Annotated in this window: 14 protein-coding genes and 7 pseudogenes; 8 read left to right on the plus strand and 13 right to left on the minus strand. The window is 50.7% G+C overall.

Going from position 1 to position 20,387, the window contains the following annotated elements; genetic code table 11:
* Positions 1–267 precede the first annotated feature (267 nt).
* A pseudogene (locus ACA065_RS22410) lies at positions 268–692 on the minus strand (lysis system spanin subunit).
* A 38-nt stretch (positions 693–730) separates the two neighbouring features.
* Here ACA065_RS22410 and tnpB (ACA065_RS22415) point away from each other — a divergent pair.
* Positions 731–945, plus strand: a pseudogene (gene tnpB, locus ACA065_RS22415) (IS66 family insertion sequence element accessory protein TnpB).
* Positions 946–1,170: 225 nt separating this feature from the next.
* A pseudogene (locus ACA065_RS22420) lies at positions 1,171–1,332 on the plus strand (IS66 family transposase); the annotation flags it as partial.
* Positions 1,333–1,755: 423 nt separating this feature from the next.
* On the opposite strand, the gene ACA065_RS22425 reads toward ACA065_RS22420, so the two are convergent.
* Both ACA065_RS22425 and ACA065_RS22430 read right to left on the minus strand, forming a co-directional pair.
* The gene (locus ACA065_RS22425) at positions 1,756–1,908 is read right to left on the minus strand and encodes a group II intron maturase-specific domain-containing protein (RefSeq protein WP_497691561.1); all 153 of its coding nucleotides are present in this window, start codon (positions 1,906–1,908) and stop codon (positions 1,756–1,758) included.
* A gap of 140 nt (positions 1,909–2,048) precedes the next feature.
* Entirely contained in the window at positions 2,049–5,156 is a 3,108-nt protein-coding gene (locus tag ACA065_RS22430; protein ID WP_497691562.1) for an autotransporter family protein, read from the minus strand.
* Positions 5,157–6,199: 1,043 nt separating this feature from the next.
* Here ACA065_RS22430 and cysC point away from each other — a divergent pair.
* The 3 genes and pseudogenes from cysC to ACA065_RS22445 form a co-directional block, all read left to right on the plus strand.
* Positions 6,200–6,715 (plus strand): adenylyl-sulfate kinase, encoded by a 516-nt coding sequence (gene cysC / locus ACA065_RS22435; protein ID WP_497691563.1) that lies wholly within the window; start codon positions 6,200–6,202, stop codon positions 6,713–6,715.
* A 32-nt stretch (positions 6,716–6,747) separates the two neighbouring features.
* Positions 6,748–7,413 carry a sulfotransferase family protein gene (locus ACA065_RS22440; protein WP_497691564.1) on the plus strand — a complete coding sequence of 222 codons (666 nt, stop codon included), beginning with the start codon at positions 6,748–6,750 and terminating at the stop codon, positions 7,411–7,413.
* 305 nt (positions 7,414–7,718) lie between these two features.
* A pseudogene (locus ACA065_RS22445) lies at positions 7,719–7,835 on the plus strand (GNAT family N-acetyltransferase); the annotation flags it as partial.
* A gap of 38 nt (positions 7,836–7,873) precedes the next feature.
* On the opposite strand, the gene ACA065_RS22450 reads toward ACA065_RS22445, so the two are convergent.
* Entirely contained in the window at positions 7,874–8,710 is an 837-nt protein-coding gene (locus ACA065_RS22450) for an IS3 family transposase (RefSeq protein WP_497695362.1), read from the minus strand.
* A complete protein-coding gene (locus ACA065_RS22455) occupies positions 8,707–9,012 on the minus strand; it encodes a transposase (protein ID WP_497690620.1) in 306 nt (101 codons plus the stop codon). Before ACA065_RS22455 ends, ACA065_RS22450 begins: the two co-directional genes overlap by 4 nt.
* A 61-nt stretch (positions 9,013–9,073) precedes the next feature.
* Here ACA065_RS22455 and ACA065_RS22460 point away from each other — a divergent pair.
* Positions 9,074–9,535 (plus strand): annotated as a pseudogene (locus ACA065_RS22460) (GNAT family N-acetyltransferase); the annotation flags it as partial.
* A gap of 81 nt (positions 9,536–9,616) precedes the next feature.
* Here ACA065_RS22460 and tnpB (ACA065_RS22465) read toward each other — a convergent pair.
* Positions 9,617–9,808: pseudogene (gene tnpB / locus ACA065_RS22465) on the minus strand (IS66 family insertion sequence element accessory protein TnpB); the annotation flags it as partial.
* Positions 9,809–9,945: 137 nt separating this feature from the next.
* Here tnpB (ACA065_RS22465) and ACA065_RS22470 point away from each other — a divergent pair.
* Positions 9,946–10,179 (plus strand): annotated as a pseudogene (locus ACA065_RS22470) (transposase domain-containing protein); the annotation flags it as partial.
* Positions 10,180–10,328: 149 nt separating this feature from the next.
* Here the strand turns inward: ACA065_RS22470 and ACA065_RS22475 are convergent.
* The 7 genes from ACA065_RS22475 to ACA065_RS22505 all read right to left on the minus strand — a co-directional run bounded on the left by ACA065_RS22475 (position 10,329) and on the right by ACA065_RS22505 (position 17,828).
* Complete coding sequence (locus ACA065_RS22475) at positions 10,329–11,444, minus strand: glycosyltransferase family 4 protein (protein ID WP_497691565.1); 1,116 nt, start codon at positions 11,442–11,444, stop codon at positions 10,329–10,331.
* Positions 11,445–11,503: 59 nt separating this feature from the next.
* Entirely contained in the window at positions 11,504–12,211 is a 708-nt protein-coding gene (locus ACA065_RS22480; protein WP_497691566.1) for an ABC transporter ATP-binding protein, read from the minus strand.
* A 2-nt stretch (positions 12,212–12,213) separates the two neighbouring features.
* Positions 12,214–12,960 (minus strand): ABC transporter permease, encoded by a 747-nt coding sequence (locus ACA065_RS22485; protein WP_497691567.1) that lies wholly within the window; start codon positions 12,958–12,960, stop codon positions 12,214–12,216.
* A gap of 71 nt (positions 12,961–13,031) precedes the next feature.
* Positions 13,032–14,255, minus strand: coding sequence for a glycosyltransferase family protein (locus tag ACA065_RS22490; RefSeq protein ID WP_497691568.1), 1,224 nt, complete (start codon positions 14,253–14,255; stop codon positions 13,032–13,034).
* The gene (locus ACA065_RS22495; protein ID WP_497691569.1) at positions 14,252–15,241 is read right to left on the minus strand and encodes an NAD-dependent epimerase/dehydratase family protein; all 990 of its coding nucleotides are present in this window, start codon (positions 15,239–15,241) and stop codon (positions 14,252–14,254) included. Before ACA065_RS22495 ends, ACA065_RS22490 begins: the two co-directional genes overlap by 4 nt.
* The gene (gene gmd, locus ACA065_RS22500; RefSeq protein WP_497695406.1) at positions 15,192–16,286 is read right to left on the minus strand and encodes a GDP-mannose 4,6-dehydratase; all 1,095 of its coding nucleotides are present in this window, start codon (positions 16,284–16,286) and stop codon (positions 15,192–15,194) included. Before gmd ends, ACA065_RS22495 begins: the two co-directional genes overlap by 50 nt.
* A 96-nt stretch (positions 16,287–16,382) precedes the next feature.
* Positions 16,383–17,828, minus strand: coding sequence for a mannose-1-phosphate guanylyltransferase/mannose-6-phosphate isomerase (locus ACA065_RS22505; protein ID WP_497691570.1), 1,446 nt, complete (start codon positions 17,826–17,828; stop codon positions 16,383–16,385).
* 988 nt (positions 17,829–18,816) lie between these two features.
* Here ACA065_RS22505 and ACA065_RS22510 point away from each other — a divergent pair.
* The gene (locus tag ACA065_RS22510; RefSeq protein WP_497691571.1) at positions 18,817–20,382 is read left to right on the plus strand and encodes a methyl-accepting chemotaxis protein; all 1,566 of its coding nucleotides are present in this window, start codon (positions 18,817–18,819) and stop codon (positions 20,380–20,382) included.
* Positions 20,383–20,387: the final 5 nt, after the last annotated feature.

Raw genomic sequence — 20,387 nt, forward strand, 5'->3', positions numbered from 1 at the left:
AGTAACCAACATTAGAGCCCATCATTAAAGAGCCGACTGACGTGCCGCAACTTGCCGGCACGTCAGCAACCCACAAAAACACCTACTTGAAATAACACAATAACGAACAATGCAATTTTCAGCCTCGGCTTTTCGCGCCGCATCTGTAAGTGGCATTACCAGGCCCTCAATTTGAACAAGTGATACAGGTCCTAGCTGAACTTATAAGGATTTTTTTGCCGAGAAGGTGACCGTATCGGAGTAAGACGCCTTGCTAGGCTGCCCCTTTTACTTCTGTGTAGAGACCTCTTTGGCATAGGCCTGACAACCACGCAGGGCGATCAATCCTTGGTTGCCGGCATCGGTAATTCCGATAATTCGTTGAGCATGCGCTGGGTCAAGTTGGGCTCTTGTGGTGCCATGAACCACGCGGCCGGTGGCGGTGGTGGTTGGCACTGAACAGCTGCTGGGGCATCGGTGTCGGCGAGTACAACTGACAACCGCAGATCAGCAGTGGCCAGGCGATCACGCAGGCGAGCTTGCTTCGTTTGCTCATCGGTCAGTTCCTTATGGTGGGTTTCATCTTTGTTCTGCAGGCGCTGCTCCAGGGCAAAACGCTTGTCCTGTTCGGTACGCTGTAGAGCTGCAGAGGCTTGGGATAACGGTAAGCGCTCCATGAACCCCACATTCAAAGTGCTTAGCTGATGCTGGATGCTGTGCTCCCGATTCTCTCAGGAGCCCGTTCGTCATGATGCGACCCGACGCTAAAGTCGAAAAAGCGTACCTCTATCCCAAGGCCGTGGACTTCCGAAAATCCATCGACAGCCTGGCCGCCTTGGTCGAGCTGGATATCAAGGTCGCGGTGTTCGACCCTGTGCTTTTCGTCTTCTGAATCGCCACCGTAATCGAGTGAAAATTCTTTACTGGGAGCGCAACGGCTTCTGCCTTTGGCTCAAGCGCCTGTAATCCGAGCGTTTTAAAACATCCCCCGACGCTACCGATGAAGCCATCGTATTAACTGTTCAGGAATTGAACTGGTTGCTCGACGGTTTTGACCTGTGGCGCAATCGCCCTCATCAGGTTTTAACTCCAAGATTCGTCGCCTGACGGGTATAATCCGGGGCATGATTTCGATGCCCGAACACCTTCCTGATGATCCAGAACTTCTCAAGCAAATGCTGCTTGATGCGTTATCGCGGCGATGTGATGACCGACGACGATTACGCGGGATATAACACGTTGGCGTTGCAACCGGGCGTGGAGCGTCTGGCGTGCATGGCCCATGCACGGCGCAAGTTCGTCGATGCGCAAAAAGTGCAGCCTCCAGCGCTTGCAACGGGCATTTTGGATATTCATCAGCAGGCGAAACAATTGCTCATCACTCAAATGGACATGTCGCAGCAGGCCGTGGGAGGAGCAATTTCATTACCACTGAAGTATGCCGCAAAGCGAGTCAGTGACCGTTATATTAACGGCATAGGGGATTGCAAGGATGGCGCCTGGGTCACCGTGCAAACCGATGCGTTATCTATGCAGAAAACCCTTGTAGTTAGCGTGTTCAGACCTACACCCAGTGGTATGCGTGTCACAGTCCGTCAAATTAAGTCTGGGCTATTTTTTCCTATCTGTGAAAGCCCTCCCATGCTTTACCAGTTTGCACGGCACTCCGAGCCAAAAGGGTAGAAAGGGGCACCTCAGAAAAGGGATTTCAAGGCACGATAGGCCCATTGCAGTCGTCATAACGGTGGGGGGGACCGGAGCGTGCGCGCCTGAGCATTATCGATAGCTGAAGTTTCTGTACCAAAATTTACCGTAGTATTCGATCCATCCTCTAATCACAGCGTTGTACCTGCGAGAAAAATCTCTCAGGTCATCCGCAGTGGATCGATGGATGCGCCAGTGTTTGATCGTATCTACCATTCTGCGCATTGCACGCCTCAGATGTATGGCTAAACCCTCTGCCCACCTTTGGCTAGGTGGGGTTTATGGATCGCTTACCTAACTTTAGCTTCTAGCCAACTCTACAAATATTGGAATGTCTCTAAGACGATCCCTCTCTTCATCACAACTTACCAAGTGACTTCAAGCCCCACTCGCCCGCTGATGCTATGTCCATCACCACTGCCGATGGTTTGGTTGTAGTCGGTTCCGGCAAAAGCGCTAATGCTCTCGGTGATTTTACCCGTTACGCCCACGCCGACCTGGGCCCAGGTCCCGCCCAAACTGGTATCCAGTGACACAGCATTATTGCCTTGCAACGCGCTAAACGTCGTACGGCTATCGGGGCCTATTTGCTGCCAAATATTAGCTCTAGCCCACAACGTCGCAGGTTGATCGCTGTTGACGTTCAGTTTCTTAGTCAAGCGCGACCCTACCCGAGCATACCCCGTCTTGGTATCGTCAAACTTGACCTTACCAAAGGTATCCTGAGCGCTATCCAGCGAGATCTGCTGGTAGATCAGTTGCGCTTGAGGTTCCACAGCCCAATTGTTGCCCAACGCTATTGGATAACCGCCTTCTACCGACGCTGTCATGCCGCGCCCCTTAGTTTTAAGCTTCTCACCCAATCCAGAATGAGTTTTGACATCGCTATAAACGGTACCTTGCAAAACGGAATCCACATACCAGCCGCTTTCCCCTTTGCGGGTCCAATAAGCACCCAATGATGTACCGTCCATCGAAGCTGAACCTGCGCGCCCACCCGTGACCGCATCCACACTGCCAGAAATGTCACCTCGCCCTACATAGATACCCGCCACATCAGTCGTACCATTGGGGTTCTTCGCACCATAGAGATCCTGCCCTACCTGGAAGCCTTTAATGTCGTAGTCATAGGAAGACCCTTGACCCGTAAAAGCACTATAACCAGACTTGCCTGCACTGCCTTTTTCCGCAAGCACGCGGCCCCAAGTGCTTTGTTTAACCGCTTGCTCCGTTGTACTTACAGGCGACTCAGCGCGGCGCTCATGATAAGTGCCCAGCATCGCTAAACCAAAGCGATTGGTAAGTGCAGGCAAGGCCATATTCAATGGTACTTCGGGACGATAGTTAGGCTGTGTAGATGGCTCACCTGGATTGCCTGGCTCACCTGGATTGCCTGGCTCCTCCGGATTGCCTGGATCAACCGTTGGGATCGTGGAGCGCAAATACCAATTACCATCGGTATTGGCCAACCCATGTTGCTGTAATGTGTATTCATACGCACCTGCTGCTACTCGGTTGCCCAAGGCGAAGGCTCCAGCAGCCGAAGCACTTGCATCATTAACATGCACCACTTCAATGCCATTACCGGTCGTCAGGGCGCCCAGGCCGTTGACATTATTCACCAATAGTCGCGTGGCGCCAGTTCCTAAAACCACTTTCCCCGCGATGAGTTTGTCGGTGATCGAGGCGTCATTGCCCAACTGCGTATTCAACGCCAATAAACCACCATTACTCGTATACGTGTCATTGACAGTTACAGTTGTGCCTAAAGCTCCCGCAACGTAAATGCTACCTGAGTTATTCAAACTATTAAGCTTTGAATTACCAGTAACTATCCACTGACTGGTCTGATCTAGCGATAACCAGTCGATTGCATTGGTACTACCCCGCCATAGGGAGCTATTAAACAGAGAGACGTTCGTTCTAGAATCTAGCAAGCCATCAGCGTTACTATCCGCATTTGCAGAAAATATTATGTCGCCTTGAGCATATGCACTACCGTCCAAGGCAAGGTTAACTAGGCTTTTTTCGTCCCCAATTGACAATAAAGTTCCATTGCCGCCAACAACTTGCGCGCTGTTCTGTAAGTTTATTGTAGCATCGCCACTAGCCACCATAGCGCCATATAAAGTGCTGCTCATAAGGCCACCCTGCATATTCAGAGTGCCTTTTACATCAGCTGCCCATGCATCGACGCCTTCAGCCCGGACTTGCGCGTTAAAAAGGTTTGCAGTTGAACCAAGGCTCGTAACATCGAGTATCTTTATACTTACGGCCCCTTGGCCACTTGTAAGAATACTGCTATCAATGACATTTACAACGCCTTGATTAGTGACAAATACGCCTTCTGAGACAGAACTATTTGTGGAGATTACGCCGCCGCTGAAATTAATTATACTTCCCGCGCCGTCTGCTAGAGCGCCTGCACTGGAGTTGCCGTTAGTCGTAACGTCGAGACCAATTGTCGAAATAACGCCTCCAGCCTGCGAGTATATAGCATGGCTACCAACACCAGCAGTATTTATAGTGCCACCACTTAACACGTTAATATTGGCTTGATTGCCCGCCAAAATTCCATATGCAGCACTTCCTGAGGTTGTTATCGAGGTTGAGCCATTAAATGTACCGCGGCTATTGGAGCCGTCGGCGAAAACACCTTGGGCGCCATCAAGGAAGGTGCTCAAATCGCTCGAGCCGGACGCTGTAACGGTTGCGCCATTGAGGATGCGTATTGCGGTGCCAGATGAACTTATAACACCATTATTATAACTAACAGAACTGCCCGGGTCACTCGTAAAAATACCATTAGGATTACTATTTCCGTTATTTCCAACCGTAGCAAATACGTCTTTCAGCGCAACAGTAGCACCTTGTACGCTAACGATTGCTGCTGCGCCGTCTGTGATTATTTTTAGTGGACCATCGGCGGTAATAATAGCTTTACCCTTCTCAGCATCAATGGCAGCTCCGCCTATACTTCCACCGCGGTGTATAATCGTGGTATTTTTACCGAGATTTATAACACTTCCATCACCATGTGCTGCTACTGCACTACTAAAAGGTCCGGTGCTATTGAAATTAATGTACATCTCATCAAGGACGTTGATTACACCGCCCGCCTCAGCAAAAATTGCTGATGAAGAACTCACCGTTCCCGTCTTAGTTAATTGTACAGCCGAACCGGTAATATTGAGTATGGATCCAACCCCAAAGGCCTTCAGTAATTCTATCCCATTACCTTGATAACTAGAGAGCGCAGCGCTACAGGTCTCTTGACTTGTGATATTAACTCCTGCACTTATGTCAGCCGGACATGCTGCTCGAGCATAACTAGAAAACACGATGGTGGCGGGCAATATCAGTACTGCCGCGACAGCAGTTCTAACAACATTCAGTTCTGAAAAAGAGATTTTATTTATAACCGAGGAAGGTAAAATTATTCTAATAATCGTTACTTTTGACTTGGATTTCATAATGAGCTGCTCCAGAATAAAGGTGTTCAAGGTATGAGGCTTCGAAAAGCACTTATAAGCTCAATCGCAGCATTGTAGTTGGTAGGATGGGTTTTGCAAGAGCTTATTTTTTGCCAGTCGTCGGGAACTTCTGTGAGTATTAACGCTATTCGATCCATAAACCCAACCTATCGAAAGGTGATGACTTGGTGTGCATTGGGAAGTCTGCCCAAAGACACAGTGCCGGCAAACCTCAGGTGTCCAAACATAACCAAATAGGCGGCAGAGATTTTCGCCAAACCCAACCCGTAATTGCGAACCATTGTTAACCTGCAGCCGTTTGAACAATTTTATCGCACTATATCACCGCCGACGGCGTGCGGACTCAGCGAGGCCTTGGTGGAGAAAAATATGCCCATCACCACGCGTCAACTGCTGCAGGTCTTCCAAAGTGCCGGCATGCAAACCGGCTTTTGGCCGCTGCACTGAACCAGGACATAGGCAAGTATCCAATCAACATCCGGCTCCGCCCGGGCCCGGCGTGAGTCATGCCTGTTACTTGCCGGGGGTCAAGTGCCTGACCGAAGTTCAGCAGTAATATTAGCGCCTGTCAAAGGTTTGATTAAGGTAACAATCACCCGCGTTCGCGATGAATTGACTGCTCAGTTGTGTAATTGCGCAGTCCGTTGAGCCTGCACTGTGAAAGGTGGGCCAAGCGGTGAAAGCCTCTATCTCGCGCCGATGAACGTCGATGACACGCCGTCGGTGATTTCGATGTTTGTCCCACTTCGATTGTCTGACCTGGCTTGCGGTCTGGCCGACCTGCAGGGCGATACCTCGACACTTTGCGCAACGATGGTACAATTTCATGTAGCTAAAATGACAAACTAGCCGCTGGTTGATCAGGCTACTTGAAGGCGACCTTTTCCAGCTCGATGGGAAGTCATTCTCGTGTATTTGGTGACCATGAATTGAAGAGCTTTTGAGGGCTTGTTCGGTGTTCCCATTTCTGGGTGATATCAAAATAGGTCGGGTTTTAGTTTTGAATGAATCTTGGAGAAGGGATGTCTACACCAATCTGTATCTGGCTTACTGGACTACCGGGGGCCGGCAAGACAACGATAGCTCGAGCACTGAGTAATGCCCTTCAGGTGAAGGGGACAAATTCGTTTATTTTAGATGGCGATGAGCTTCGACAAGGCCTGTGTTCGGATCTCGGGATGTCGATGACTGACAGGGCAGAAAATATTCGTCGTGCGGGTGAAGTCGCTAAGCTCATGGCTAAAGCGGATCATATAGTGATATGCGCCTTTGTTTCTCCCTATATAAAAGACAGATCTATCGCCAGGGAATTATTCCATAATGGCGATTTTCTGGAAGTCTACTTGTCGACGCCTGTTGAGGTTTGCTCACAAAGAGACCCCAAGGGCTTATATGCGAAGTTCAGGCAAGGCCTGATTTCCGGGTTGACTGGAGTCGACGCGCCTTACGAGGCTCCCCTTGACCCCGACATAGCTATCGATACGTCAATTTTTTCAATCGACGACGTAGTGTGCGCCATTCTAAAAAAATTTAATTAATAGAAGATGCGCTCTTCTTGCTGGAGATGCAGTTGATTATTTCACTGAAACATAGGTTCATATTCATCAAAGGTGTAAAGGTTGGTGGCACCTCAATCGAAACTCACCTCTCAAATGTTCTCGAGGAAGATGCGGTAGTGGCCAAGCTCCCAGAGGACTTGTTTCCATCTCATAAATATCGAAATTATCTTTCCCCTGACGGCACAGCTCAATTCATTGATCATATGTCGGCAACAGCGGTAAGATCCGTAATCGGAACTTGGCTGTATGAAAAACTCTACAAATTTGGCGTGATTCGAAATCCATTTGAAAAAATAATTTCGCTATTCGCCATGCGTCGTTTTGACGACCCCAGTTACACGCTCGATAGGGCGATTGCGGAGTGTGAATCAGAAAAAACATTGCTCTGTGATGGTGATTCAATGATCGTACACAGGGCCATTTTTTATGAGAGTCTTAACGCGCAACTCAAAGAAGTTCTTGACCAGTTGGGTGTTTCTTTTTCCGGAAATCTAACCTACAACGAACGAAGCGAAAGTCGGCAAAAACTTAAAAATCTGGAATTTCATCTCTCGTCGATACAGATACAAGAAATCCTGGAGAAGTTCAAATTCGAATTTGACCTTTACGCGGCTGCCGATCGTAGCATAGTCACACCGGAACCAGGCGTGAAGAAAATTGGCAGCAACAAATATTAAACCTGGGAAATCCTTACGTAAGTCATAAAAAGACTCGATTCTTATCAGGTTGGGAGCAAAAAACTTCCTCCCGCTCGAGATCAATAGGGCCCGCCAAGTCGCGGGCTTGTTGTTGTCGCCAGCGTAGAATTGACCCAGTTACCGAAACTTCACTGACCCAGGCTCCTGCCTTGTGAAACATTACCAGTGTTGGATTTTTGCCGATTGGTGTTGGGTCAGCGTGATGTCGGCCACTGGGTCATTTCGGCATTGGCGCCGACACCCACGCTATAAGCAGTCAATTCCTTGGCTTTTGGAGTCATTACATGACCGTCAAATTTCGTTCGGCCCGCCGCGATGATGCGCGCGAAATTGCTCGTTTATTCCAAATCACTTCTGAAGGGGCGTCGAATTACATCTGGAGCCAGTTGGCGGAGCCTGGGTGATCTGGTCCAGTAATTTTGGACATTCTTTTCGGTTCTCAAGCGGCCATCTTTTCTGCCGCTGCCGGCGAGTGATATCCGTTGTAGCTGTGGCGCCTTACATTGTTGTAGCGCGCCACATATCGGTTGATATCAACACGGGCCTCGAACTCTGAATCGTAACCGTCTTCAGGGACCCATTCGGATTTCAAACTGCCAAAGAAGCGCTCCATCGGGGCGTTATCCCAACATTGGCCTTTTCGACTCATGCTTTGCTTTAGCTCATGGGCCATCAGTTCGTCCCTGAATTTATGACTGGTGTATTGGCATCCCTGGTCTGAGTGAAACAGCACGCCTTTCGGTTGCCCTCTCAGCTCAACGGCCATGCGCAGCGATACACTTGCTAGAGTCGCATCGGCGACCAATGAGTAAGACCATCCCACCACCCGTCGTGCAAATAGATCCAAAACCACGGAGAAATAGAGCCAGCGTTTACCTATCTGGATGTAGGTGATATCTGCGCACCAGACTTTGTTGATATCCGCCACATAAAACTCACGGTCCAGCACGTTCTCAGCTATCAGCGACTCAGCGCCCGACGATTTGTACTTATGGGGTCTGCGTTGGCTGCTGGAGATCCCGGCTTCCTTCATCAAACGACTAGCCATGTAGCGTCCAACTTTATGCTCTACACCCTGCATATCCTTGGCGAGCGTTCGGGCGCCGGCTGAACCTTTTGAGGCTTTGTGGAACTTGATCAGCACAACTTTGAGCGCTTCGCGCTCCGGGTTGGTTTTCCCCTGGCGCTGACGCCAGGCGTAGTAGCTGCTGCGGTTGACTTCAAACACTCGGCAGCAATCCGAAATGCCATACTGTTCGCCTAGCTCGCTGATCAGAGGGAATGATCTTTGGAGTCCAAAAGCAGGAGAACACTGGCCTTTTTTAGGATTTCGATATCCCTTTCTTTCTGCCTGAGCAGAGCTTTGAGTCCCTGTATTTGTTTTTGGTCGGCGGTAATGGCCTTTGTGCCAGCTAGCGTTGAGCCTGTACGTTCTTTCCTGACCTGCTCAACCCATCGGCGCAAGGCTGTAGGGCCGATATCGAGGTTGGCACAGACCTCGGGAACAGGCTGATCTTGATCGAGCACCATGCTTGCTGCATTGAGCTTAAACTCGCTGGAATAGGACTTTCGCATCATCATGCACACCTTAGATTTGGGCGCCATCATAGCGCCCTATTGATGTGTCCAATTTCATTAGGCCAGATCAGGGCAAGACCTACTAGACGTCGGTGCCATCCGATACGCTCGAGAAGAGGTCGATTTCTCATACCAGAACTGCCTCATCGCTGAAGCCAAAGAGCGTGTTGTTGGAATGATGCATAGCTACGTGATGCGTGAAGATCCCACCACTCTTCCCACCTCCGACCCTGTGCTGGCGCCCTATTGCGAAATGGAGATCCCCGGCACACTCTATATTTCAAGCTTAGCGCTTCACGATGGCTGGCGAAATTTGGGCTTTGGAGTGCGCTTTCTTGAGTTCGCTCAGGTGCGCGCCGAGGAACTAGAGCTAAACGGCCTAAGCCTCATAGACTACGCGGCAAACACGGGAGCCCGGCGTTTCTACGAGCGACAGGGCTTCAAGATCGTAAAGACTTGCCAGGTCGTGCCCCATTCGATGATCCGCGTTACCGGTGAGGCCTACCTCATGCATCGGCCATAGATGACTTGGCCCGACGCATACGGTAGCGTCGGGGGATGTTTTGAAACGTTCGGATTCCAGGCGCTTGAGCCAAAGGCAGAAGCCGTTGCGCTCCCAGTAAAGAATTTTCACTCGATTACGGTGGCGATTCAGAAAGACGAAAAGCACAGGGTCGAACACCGCGACCTTGATATCCAGCTCGACCAAGGCGGCCAGGCCGTCGATGGATTTTCGGAAGTCCACGGCCTTGGGATAGAGGTACAGTTTTTCGACTTTAGCGTCGGGTCGCATCATGACGAGCGGGCTCCTGAGAGAATCGGGAGCACAGCATCCTGCATCAGCTAAGCACTTTGAATGTGGGGTTCATGGAGCGCTTACGATCTGGCGAGCATTCTCGCCTAAATGGGTGTCCGGTTTCATTAGACCACTACAATTTGCCGATCGACAACAACGCTGCCGAACGTGCGATCAAGCCCTTCGTCATCGGAAGAAAGAACTGGTTGTTTAGCGATACACCCAAAGGCGCGACGGCCAGTGCTCTACTTTACAGCCTGGTCGAGACTGCCAAAGCCAACGACCAAGAGCCCTATGCGTGGCTGCGCCACGCACTTGAGCGCCTGACACAGGCAACCTTGGTTAAAGATTACGAAGCCTTGCTGCCGTGAAATTGCTCGCCCGCATCGCCTCGCTAAGCGCGCCGCCTATTTTTGAACAGGTGGGGTTTATTAAGCGCTTACCAATCAAGAGCCGCAGTTCAGCGGCCTACCTTTTTGAATAGACGGGTATGGATCAGTTACGTAGATACCCATTAAGACTACTTATTAACCAGACTGTTGTAGATATCCGCGTAACCTTCAACCATCTCGTTAACACTGAAATGCCGCTCAGCGCGCTCAAGAGCGGCACGCCCCAGGCGATCGCATCGTTCGGGATCAGCCCAGAGTGAATCCATCGCCTTCGCCAAGGAAACCGGATCACCTGGGGCAACCACATAGCCTGTTTCCCCATGGATATTGATATAGGACGTACCTGTTCCGATTTCACACGATATCAGGGGTTTACCGTACATCGCACCTTCCAGAAGCGAGATGCCGAACGCCTCAGACCTTAGATGAGACGGGAAGACAAAACCTGTACACGCTTCTAACAGAGCCCCTTTATCCTCATCGGAAACAAGCCCGATAAAACGTACATTGCTGAGTTTCAACTGCGCAGCCTGCTCTTTTAAAGCACACTCTTGAGGACCACCACCCGCAATAACAATTTGACAAGACGTCAGCGCTGCTGCTTCCAGCAGGTACTCAAGGCCCTTGTAGTAGCGAAGCGTACCAACAAAAAGAAAGAACTTATCGCCTACCTGCCTCTGCCAATACTCTTTGCGGACGGCATTGTTCTCAGGAAAATAAGAGCGCGCTAAGCCGAACGGAATAACTTTAACTTTTTCTCTGAATGCCTTAAGTGTGTTACTGCTGGCGAGGTAGTTCGGTGAGGATGCAACGATTACGTCGACACTGGAGAGAAACTTGCGCATCAAAGGTGAGTACAGCGAAAGCAGGATCTTTTGCTTGACAATATCAGAATGATAAGTAACAACGGTAGGCTTTTTCAGCCGCGATAGAAAATGAATCACGTCCATGAACGGCCATGGAAAATGATAATGTACGACATCGGCTTGGCGCGCCAGTTTAACGAACTCCTTCAACGCTGAAAAAGACATCCCTGTGGACGCAACATTCAAATCCAAGTTCACACGATGCGTTAAGTGATTCTTGAATTTTTCATTATCCGCACTGCCTCGAGGACTTAAAAAGAGAACCTCGGAATCAATACCGTAACTTTTACCGCCCTCGGCGAGTTGACATATCACCTGCTCGACACCGCCCAGCGTGTCCGGATAATACGTCTTGAAAAAATGCAGAACTCTTACCATAGCGAACCCCAAGGTACCAAAAACAAATGTTCAAGATATTCTAAGAATCAGATACCTAGCTAGGTAACTTCTTTCACAGAGCCATGCCTAAGTTCAAAAATTCGATTGCAAAACTTCTCAATAAGTTCCTCTGAGTGGGAAGCAAATACAAATATCTTAGCAGACGAGATCAACCCCTCCATTCGGGCCTTGGCCTTTTCCTGAAAGCCTTTATCGCCAGTCCCGAACATCTCATCAACCAGCAGAATTTCTGGCTGGTTTGATGTGCTCACTGCGAACATCAGACGCATCAACATGCCGGAGGAGTAAGTCCGGACAGGGGCATTCAAAAAATTACCAAGCTCGGTAAATTCTTCGATAGAAGGCATCATTTTAACGACTGCCGATTTCGACATTCCGAGCAGCAAGCCGAGTCGGAAAATATTTTCATACCCAGACAACTCAGAATCCAGCCCTGCACCCAATTCGATGATGGTAGAAATTTTACCTTGACTCGAAATACTTCCTTGGCTCGGTGAATAAATGCCCGCCATCGCACGCAGGAGGGTAGTCTTACCCGCGCCGTTATGTCCCATCAGCCCAACTGAATCGCCATCATTGAGCTTAAAGGAGACTTGATCCAAAGCCGTAACAGTCATTACTTCGCCTGGATCCCGGGACAACAGCCCACCCGTACCGACGTTCACCAAGGTTTTTTTAAGCGACTTCCCTCCTCCGTTATAAACGGGATATTTAATCGTCACATTGTCGAATATCAGGTGAGCCATTTTTAAATCCAGAATGAAATGTGACGACGATGCTTGCCCAGCATGTAAAGCGTGAACATCCCCCCTACGCAGAGGGAAACAATACTTACCTGATAAACAAAAATGGGAGGCGCCGAACCCATGATCGGGTCACGAACCAAGGTTATAAAATAACTGAACGGATTGAGCCAGACAATTTCTTGCGCCATTGCAAGTTGGCTAGGACGAAAGATGACAGGACTCAAGAAAAACATCAGCGGCATGATCGCGCCTATTATCTGTTCGGCGTCTCGAAAACGCGCGCCCACCAATGCAACCAGGACAACAATCCATGCCAGATTCAAAACCACTAACAGCATGCCTGGTATAATAAGCAAGTGCACGTAAGAGAGTTTAACACCAAAATAAGCGATAACAGCTACGACCACAACGGCGTTATGGCATAAGTTAATCAGCTGTCGTAACAGCAACTGCAGCGGGAACACAAAGAACGGAATCTTTATATTCCGAATAAAATGTGCATTCCTTGAAAAGATGGACGGGGCTTCCAGAATACATCCAGATAAAAACTGCCATATGACCAACCCCACCGTCAGTGATGGAACCAGTTTAACCGGGTCATCTTTTAGCAGCATGCTCCAGAGGAAACCCAACCCAGCCACGCTGACGGCAGTACTGAGCACCATCCACCACGGACCTAAAATACTTCGACGGTAGCGCGCCTTCGTGTCTCCCCACGCGAAGAAAAGCGCCATGCCGAATTTCTTCATGCTTTGCGCTATATCGTGAAGACCTTCTCTGAATGGGGAGTTCACTTTAATCGTAACGCTATGACTATCCGTCATTTAGCTTGGCTACCTTTCACGTAGTTATCGGCTTGTGACTTGATGCTGAAGCGCGACTCATCACAGAAAGGCCTGCTGGTCTTGCCCGACTTCAAAAACATTTTTGTCTTGAGGGCCATCTCCATCGTATTACCGATGTCGAAGCGCTTAACGTTCTTATATTCGACAAGTTGAAATAACTCATCAAACGCGAACGAGGCGGAGCACAACACACGAGGCGACCGGTCTAGGCATATGGAAGCAATGCCTGAACCGTCTTGGCCATTTTCATAGTACGGCAGCCACGAAATATCGACGGAACCCACAACATCAAGGAAGTCGTTATCGTTCAGCTCGCCCATGAAATAGACACGACCTCTTAATTTCTTATTCCTTAGAACCAGTGCCTGCAAGTGTTCTAGATAAGCATCCGGATGACCATTCGCCTTAAGCGTCTGAGGGTGCTGGCGCCCGAATATCAAGAGTTTGTAGTTGGCGGGAAGTTGCTCCAACGCCTTCAACGCATCAACGTGTCCTTTATAAGCGCTGATATAACCGAACATACCAATCAGGACGTCTTCTTCAGCGAAGCCCGCGTCATGAACGATTTTATCGTAAGTCGCTGGATTTTCTACATAATTGATAGGCACCATTTTCAGCGGGTGCACGTCAACATTGTTGTAGGAGAAAAAATCGTGAATTTGCTTTCTGGCCCGCGAGGTATGCACAATAAGCCGAGCGTTCGACCGTGCAGAGTAGTCGATGATCTTCTTGTTTATATTAATGTGAACCTGCGCATACTTACCACCCAAGAGATCTTTAAAACCGCCTCTGATGTCAAAATGCAGGAACTTCTTGATTGCTGAGCGAGCGCCCGATTGAGCCGAGCCTACCAACCGTGGCGAATGGAGGGTCACCGATGTATTTTTATTAGCCGACACCATCTTTCTGAAACGACTGGTAATATCTTTTGGCAACGTACCGTAAAGGCCGGCTTCCATCTGAATATTGACGATATCATAATCTTTTAAACGTGCACATATATCCGCAATATGGGCGTCCGCTTTTTTACGAACATCAAGACTGATCGACTGGAGAAGTTTCAGGTCCAGCTCGACAACATCAACCTCAATGTTAGGATGAAAATATTCAACGCTGTCATGGACGATGCGTGTGAATGCCGCATTACCGCAGCTCTCAGAATAACTGGAAACAATCGCCATCTTCATATTGCTGCTCACACGCGGACCTCTATTACGTTTTTCGAATACCAATCGTAAAGTCGCTCAATACCGACCTCAAGGCTGACACGTTGAGTAAAGCCCAGCTGTTCCAGCTTGTTGTTGTCGACCACGCGAGATTTAATGCCAACGGGCTTATCAAGCTGAAACTGTATGTCGCCAACACCCGCCGCCTTGCAAACCAGCTCACTCAAATGCTTGATCGTAGTACTCTGCCCACTTGAGATATTCACAAGTTCAGGCGTCGAACCTTTGTTCATGCAAACAAGGATGGCATCCGCGGCATCTTCGAAGTGCAGGAAATCCCGTTCCGCGGAACCATCACCCCACACCATAAAGGGCTCGCCTTTAACTTTCGAGCTATGGGCTTTCATGATTAACGAAGGGATTACATGCCCGGTATTATCGTTAAAACGATCATTTTCGCCATACAGATTGGTTAAGACACCGTAAGTATAATCCAAACCTTTGGTATCTTTTAAAACTTTAAGATAAGCGAACGCATGCCGTTTTGACATGGCATAGCCGAACTCACCTCCGTGAGGAAGCCCATCAAAAAAATCGGACTCCACCAGCGGGATGTTTTTATACGGGAATGCATATGAAGCAACGGTCCCTGCAAAAAATACATAGCTCACAGGATGGTTGTTTATCGCAGCAAACACATTAGCGTTAATTTGCGAGTTCTCAGCCAACGAACGCATCTGATTGTCAAGATTACCTTGCAAACCGAATACGATAGAAGCCAGATGCAATACTGCATCTGGCCGATGGTGCGCAAAATAATCGTCAACGGATCTGGTATCCAATAAATCCAGATCGTGTCTTGCGGGTGACAGTACGTTGCTAAATCCCTGACGGGCTAAGGCGGCGACGAGCGCTTTACCCAAGCCGCCCCCAGCGCCCGTCACTAGAACTGTAGAGTTCTGATGGATCTTATTCATGGTGATTGAAATACTTGAACCCGTGCTTTTTAACCAACTCATCACGCTGCGCTTCTTTCAGGTCTTCGCGCATCATTTCCTGAACCAGCTCGTGGAAAGTCGTGGTCGGCGTCCAACCCAGCTTGTCTTTGGCTTTGGTAGGGTCGCCCAAAAGCGTCTCTACTTCTGCAGGACGGAAATAGACTGGATCAACTGCCACGATGCACTTGCCGGTGGCTACGTCGTAGCCCTTCTCCTCGACGCCCTTGCCTTCCCAGCGAATCGCGATATCGATTTCTTTGGCAGCAAGGTCAACGAATTCGCGCACAGAGTGTTGCTCGCCAGTGGCGATGACGAAGTCTTCCGCTACTTCCTGCTGGAGCATCAGCCACTGCATCTCGACGTAATCACGGGCGTGACCCCAATCCCGCAGGGCGTCCATGTTGCCCAAGTACAAGCACTCTTGCAGACCCAGCTTGATACGTGCCAGCGCACGGGTGATCTTACGCGTTACAAATGTTTCGCCACGGATAGGTGATTCGTGGTTGAAAAGAATACCGTTGCACGCATAAATCCCGTACGACTCACGGTAGTTAACAGTGATCCAGTAGGCATATAGCTTGGCAGCTGCGTACGGCGAGCGTGGGTAAAATGGCGTAGTTTCCTTCTGAGGAGTTTCCTGCACCAGGCCATACAGCTCAGACGTAGACGCCTGGTAGAACTTGGTTTTCTTCTCCAGGCCAGCGATTCGGATCGCTTCCAACAAGCGCAGGGTGCCCAACGCGTCAGAGTTTGCTGTGTATTCAGGCTCTTCGAAGGATACTGCAACGTGGCTCTGTGCGGCCAAGTTGTAGATCTCGTCCGGCTGAACCTGCTGGACAATCCGGATCAAACTTGAAGAGTCTGTAAGATCGCCGTAATGCAACGTCAGATCGTAGCCTTTGGCGTGTGGATCGGTGTACAGATGATCGATACGGTGCGTATTGAACATTGAGGCGCGACGGCGAATGCCGTGAACCTCATAACCTTTAGCCAACAAAAATTCCGCGAGGTAAGCGCCGTCTTGGCCGGTAATACCTGTAATGAGCGCTTTTTTCTTAGTCAAAATCCAATCCCTCTAGAATATTCTTTAATTTTCTAAAACTCTTCAAGCTAGGTACGGACTTCCATACCCAACCACAAATCATTCAATGGTCATGCGCGCCTACGTTACTCGACCATATACATCTTCGAAACGGACGATATCGTCCTCACCCAAGTAGTCTCCGCTCTGAACTTCTATTAAGACAAGATCAATAACGCCTGGATTCTTCAACCTGTGCTTATGACCAGCACGAATAAACGTCGACTCATTTGTGTTCAACATGAGTTCGGCTTGATCATTGACGACCACTGCCATCCCACTCACCACTATCCAATGCTCACTCCGGTGGTGATGCATTTGCAGTGAAAGCGAAGCACCCGGCTTGACAACGATACGCTTTATCTTGAATCGCTCGCCATTTTCCAGCGTCGTGTAAGTGCCCCATGGGCGATGCACGGTACGGTGCAACTTATGCAACGTATGACCGCTGCTTTTCAGTTGACCGACGATGTGCTTCACATCCTGAGCCTTGTCCCTGTGCGCGATAAGTAGCGCGTCAGCCGTGTCGATCACCAATAAGTCTTCGACACCTACCAACGCGGTGAGGCGATCTTCGCTCTTCACATAGTTGTTGCGTGCACCGTGGCTGATTACTTCGCCATCGAAGCGATTGCCCTCAGCGTCCTCGCAGGTGAGGTCACTCACAGCATTCCAGGAGCCAATATCCGTCCAACCGATATCGCACGGCACCACCGCGACGTTCTGAGAGCACTCCATAACGGCATAATCAATCGATATATCCGTTACCTTGGCAAAGGTGTCGGCATCGACCGTCAGACAGCTGTACCCGGTTGCCACTGCCACCCGCGAATGCGCCAAACATTCACTGACTTGAGCCAGGATCTTAGGCGCGTGTTTTTCCAGCTCGCCAAGTAGGGTCCCGACCTGAAAACAGAACATCCCCGAATTCCAGAAATAATTCCCGGCGGCGATATATGACTCAGCGGTTTCCAGGTCTGGTTTCTCGACGTAATTTTCGACTTTGAAACCACCGTCTACCGGCGTGTTGACACGAGCCTCAATATAACCGAAGCCGGTTTCCGGGTACTGCGGCCGAATGCCGAAAGTGACAAGCCAACCTTGCGAAGACAGGTGAGTGGCGCGGGCAACAGCTTCTGCAAACGCTGCGTCATCCTTAATCATATGATCGGCGGCAAGCACCAGCATATGCGTTTGATCACCATACTTCTCTCGCAACTGAAGAGCGGCAAGAGCAATGGCGGCAGTGGTGTTCCTTCCAAAGGGCTCAAGGATGTAAATCTGAGAGTGGCCTTGGGTATTAACGAGGCTATATTCGTCTTCAGTTTTGAAAAGGTGCTCGCGGTTGGTAACCGTTACTACCTCAGTGACACCGCGCAGTTTCGCTGCCCGCACGAACGTCTTCTGAATCAGATTCTGCCCATCCGGTAATGTCATGAATGGCTTCGGATGCGCTTCCCGGGAGACAGGCCAGAGCCTGCTGCCCACGCCGCCAGATAAAATCACAGGGATCAAATTTACATCCATATAAAACACTCATAAATGGCGATAACGTTTCACCACGAAGAGGGCCTGGTGGTCCTCATTCGTCCTAAGTAGCCGGGCATCCCTGTAAGCCCCATCGTCCAATGTTCTAATGCTGCACCTGAATCTGCTTCAGCCCAAAACTATACCAGAGAAGAGCGGAGCCATGAAACTCTGAAAAAGGCTGCTTGCCTGGCCAAACTCAGGCACTTCCGGGTATCGCATTTTAATAGGCTGTCGCGTGGTTTTGCACCACTAAAGGAGGCGCTTGAAGGGTACTCACAGCAACGGCGGAGGCTAATGATCACGGATCAGGCGGCAAACTGGGTGGCACCAGGCTGATCAACTGAAGAACCGCGTCACGAGGATCACCGCGCAGACCCACACAAGGGTAAGCAGAAATGAAAAATTTGCGAATCACTTGCCAGTCCATTATCCAATGAGAGCCCCAAGATTACAGTACGATCGACATGGGCACTTTTAGTTCAATGGGCCCAACACACCCGCCCGTTAAAAAGCAGGCTCGCACTAAACAGCGTCAAACTATCGGCGCCAGGCCCCAAGGGAGGCAAGTACCCACCTTTTTTTGATGCTATCGATGCTTAATGTTCAGCGCGCTGAACCTGTCGAAAAACAGACACTTCGCCCCTTCAATTATTTCATTTTTTTCCTATGACCTGAGTATTTCTGGGCGATTATCCCGTATTACAGGCGCGCCGCTCCTGTATCCAACAATCGTTTTCGCGCCATCCATAGGTTCGACAGATCGCATATTCAACCTTAGCCGGTAATTGCGCTTTTACGTAATTCGACCCCGTGTCGAATGTATCAATCCCTCTCTTTTCAGCGTTCTTTATAGCTGCTCGCGCGGAGCACAACCGACCTAAGCCACTTCCTGAACGCCCCCGATTTGCAGGAGAGGCAAAAGAATTTTCTCAACAACTCCCGCCTTCTGCCGATACCCCCTGAAAGCCTTGCGGATTGAACAACCATGCGTAATAACCAACCCGTTACCCAGCGCGAACGTACCTTTCCCGCTCAGCAACGGTTGATCTCCACCACAGACGCCAAAGGCGTGATCACCTACTGCAACGACGCTTTTGTCGAAATCAGTGGGTTCACCCGCGACGAGCTGATCCGTGCCCCGCACAACCTGGTGCGTCACCCGGATGTGCCGTCGGCCGTGTTCGCACACATGTGGTCCACGCTCAAACAAGGCTTGCCATGGATGGGCATCGTTAAGAACCGCTGCAAGACGGGCGATCACTATTGGGTTAACGCCTATGTGACGCCGGTCTTCGATGGCAACCAGGTGGTCGGCTATGAATCGGTGCGCATCAAGCCCACCGCCGAGCAGATCCGCCGGGCCGAAGCGCTCTATCAACGCATCAACCAGGGCAAGTCGGCCGTTCCTCAGCGGGACAAGTGGCTGCCGGTGTTGCAGGACTGGCTGCCGTTTATCCTGGTCAGCCAGCTCAGCTTCATGATTGGTGCGTCACTCAACTCCCACTGGGGCTTTGCCTTGGCGGCGGGGTTGTCTGTGCCGTTGGGCTTGCTGGGCCTGAGCTGGCAGCAGCGCGGCCTCAAGCGTCTGCTGCGCCTGGCGGAGCAGACCACGTCCGACCCGTTGATCGCGCAGATGTACACCGACAGCCGTGGTGCACAAGCGCGGCTGGAGATGTCGATCCTCAGCCAGGAAGCGCGTCTGAAGACCTGCCTTACGCGCTTGCAGGATACGGCCGAGCACCTCAACGACCAGGCGGCGCAGTCCAATACCCTGGCGCACAACAGTTCCAGCGGCCTGGAGCGCCAGCGCGTGGAAACCGAGCAGGTGGCCACTGCGGTCAACCAGATGGCGGCGACGACTCAAGAAGTCGCCAGCCACGTGCAGCGTACGGCTGATGCCACTCAGGAGGCCAATCGCCTGACCGGTCGCGGCCGCGACATCGCCGGGGAAACCCGCGAGGCAATTCAGCGGCTGTCGATCGCCGTGGGTGAAACCGGTGTGACCGTCACCCAACTGGCCAAGGACAGTGATGAAATCGGCGGCGTGGTTGATGTAATCAAGGGCATTGCCGACCAGACCAACCTGCTGGCCTTGAACGCCGCCATCGAAGCGGCCCGTGCCGGTGAGATGGGCCGTGGTTTTGCGGTGGTGGCTGACGAGGTCCGTCAACTGGCGCAGCGCACCGCTGAGTCCACCGGGCAGATTCATGCCTTGATCGCCAAGCTGCAGCACACGGCAGCCGCTGCCGTGCAAACCATGGACGCCGGGCATCGCCAGGCCGAAGAAGGTGTGGCGCGGGTGATGGAGGCGGATCAGGCGTTGGTGGGCATCAGTGAAGCGGTGGCCAATATCACCGACATGACCACCCAGATCGCCGCTGCCACCGAAGAGCAAAGCGCGGTGGCGGAAGAGATCAGCCGTAACATCAGCACGATTGCGCTGTTGGCGGATCAGACCTCGGAACAGGCGATGAACTCGGCGCAGTTGAGTGAAGAGCTGACCCATACCGCGAATACCCAGTATTCGCTGGTGGAGCGTTTTAACCGGTAAACCGC

Source organism: Pseudomonas sp. LBUM1640, from assembly GCF_059716225.1.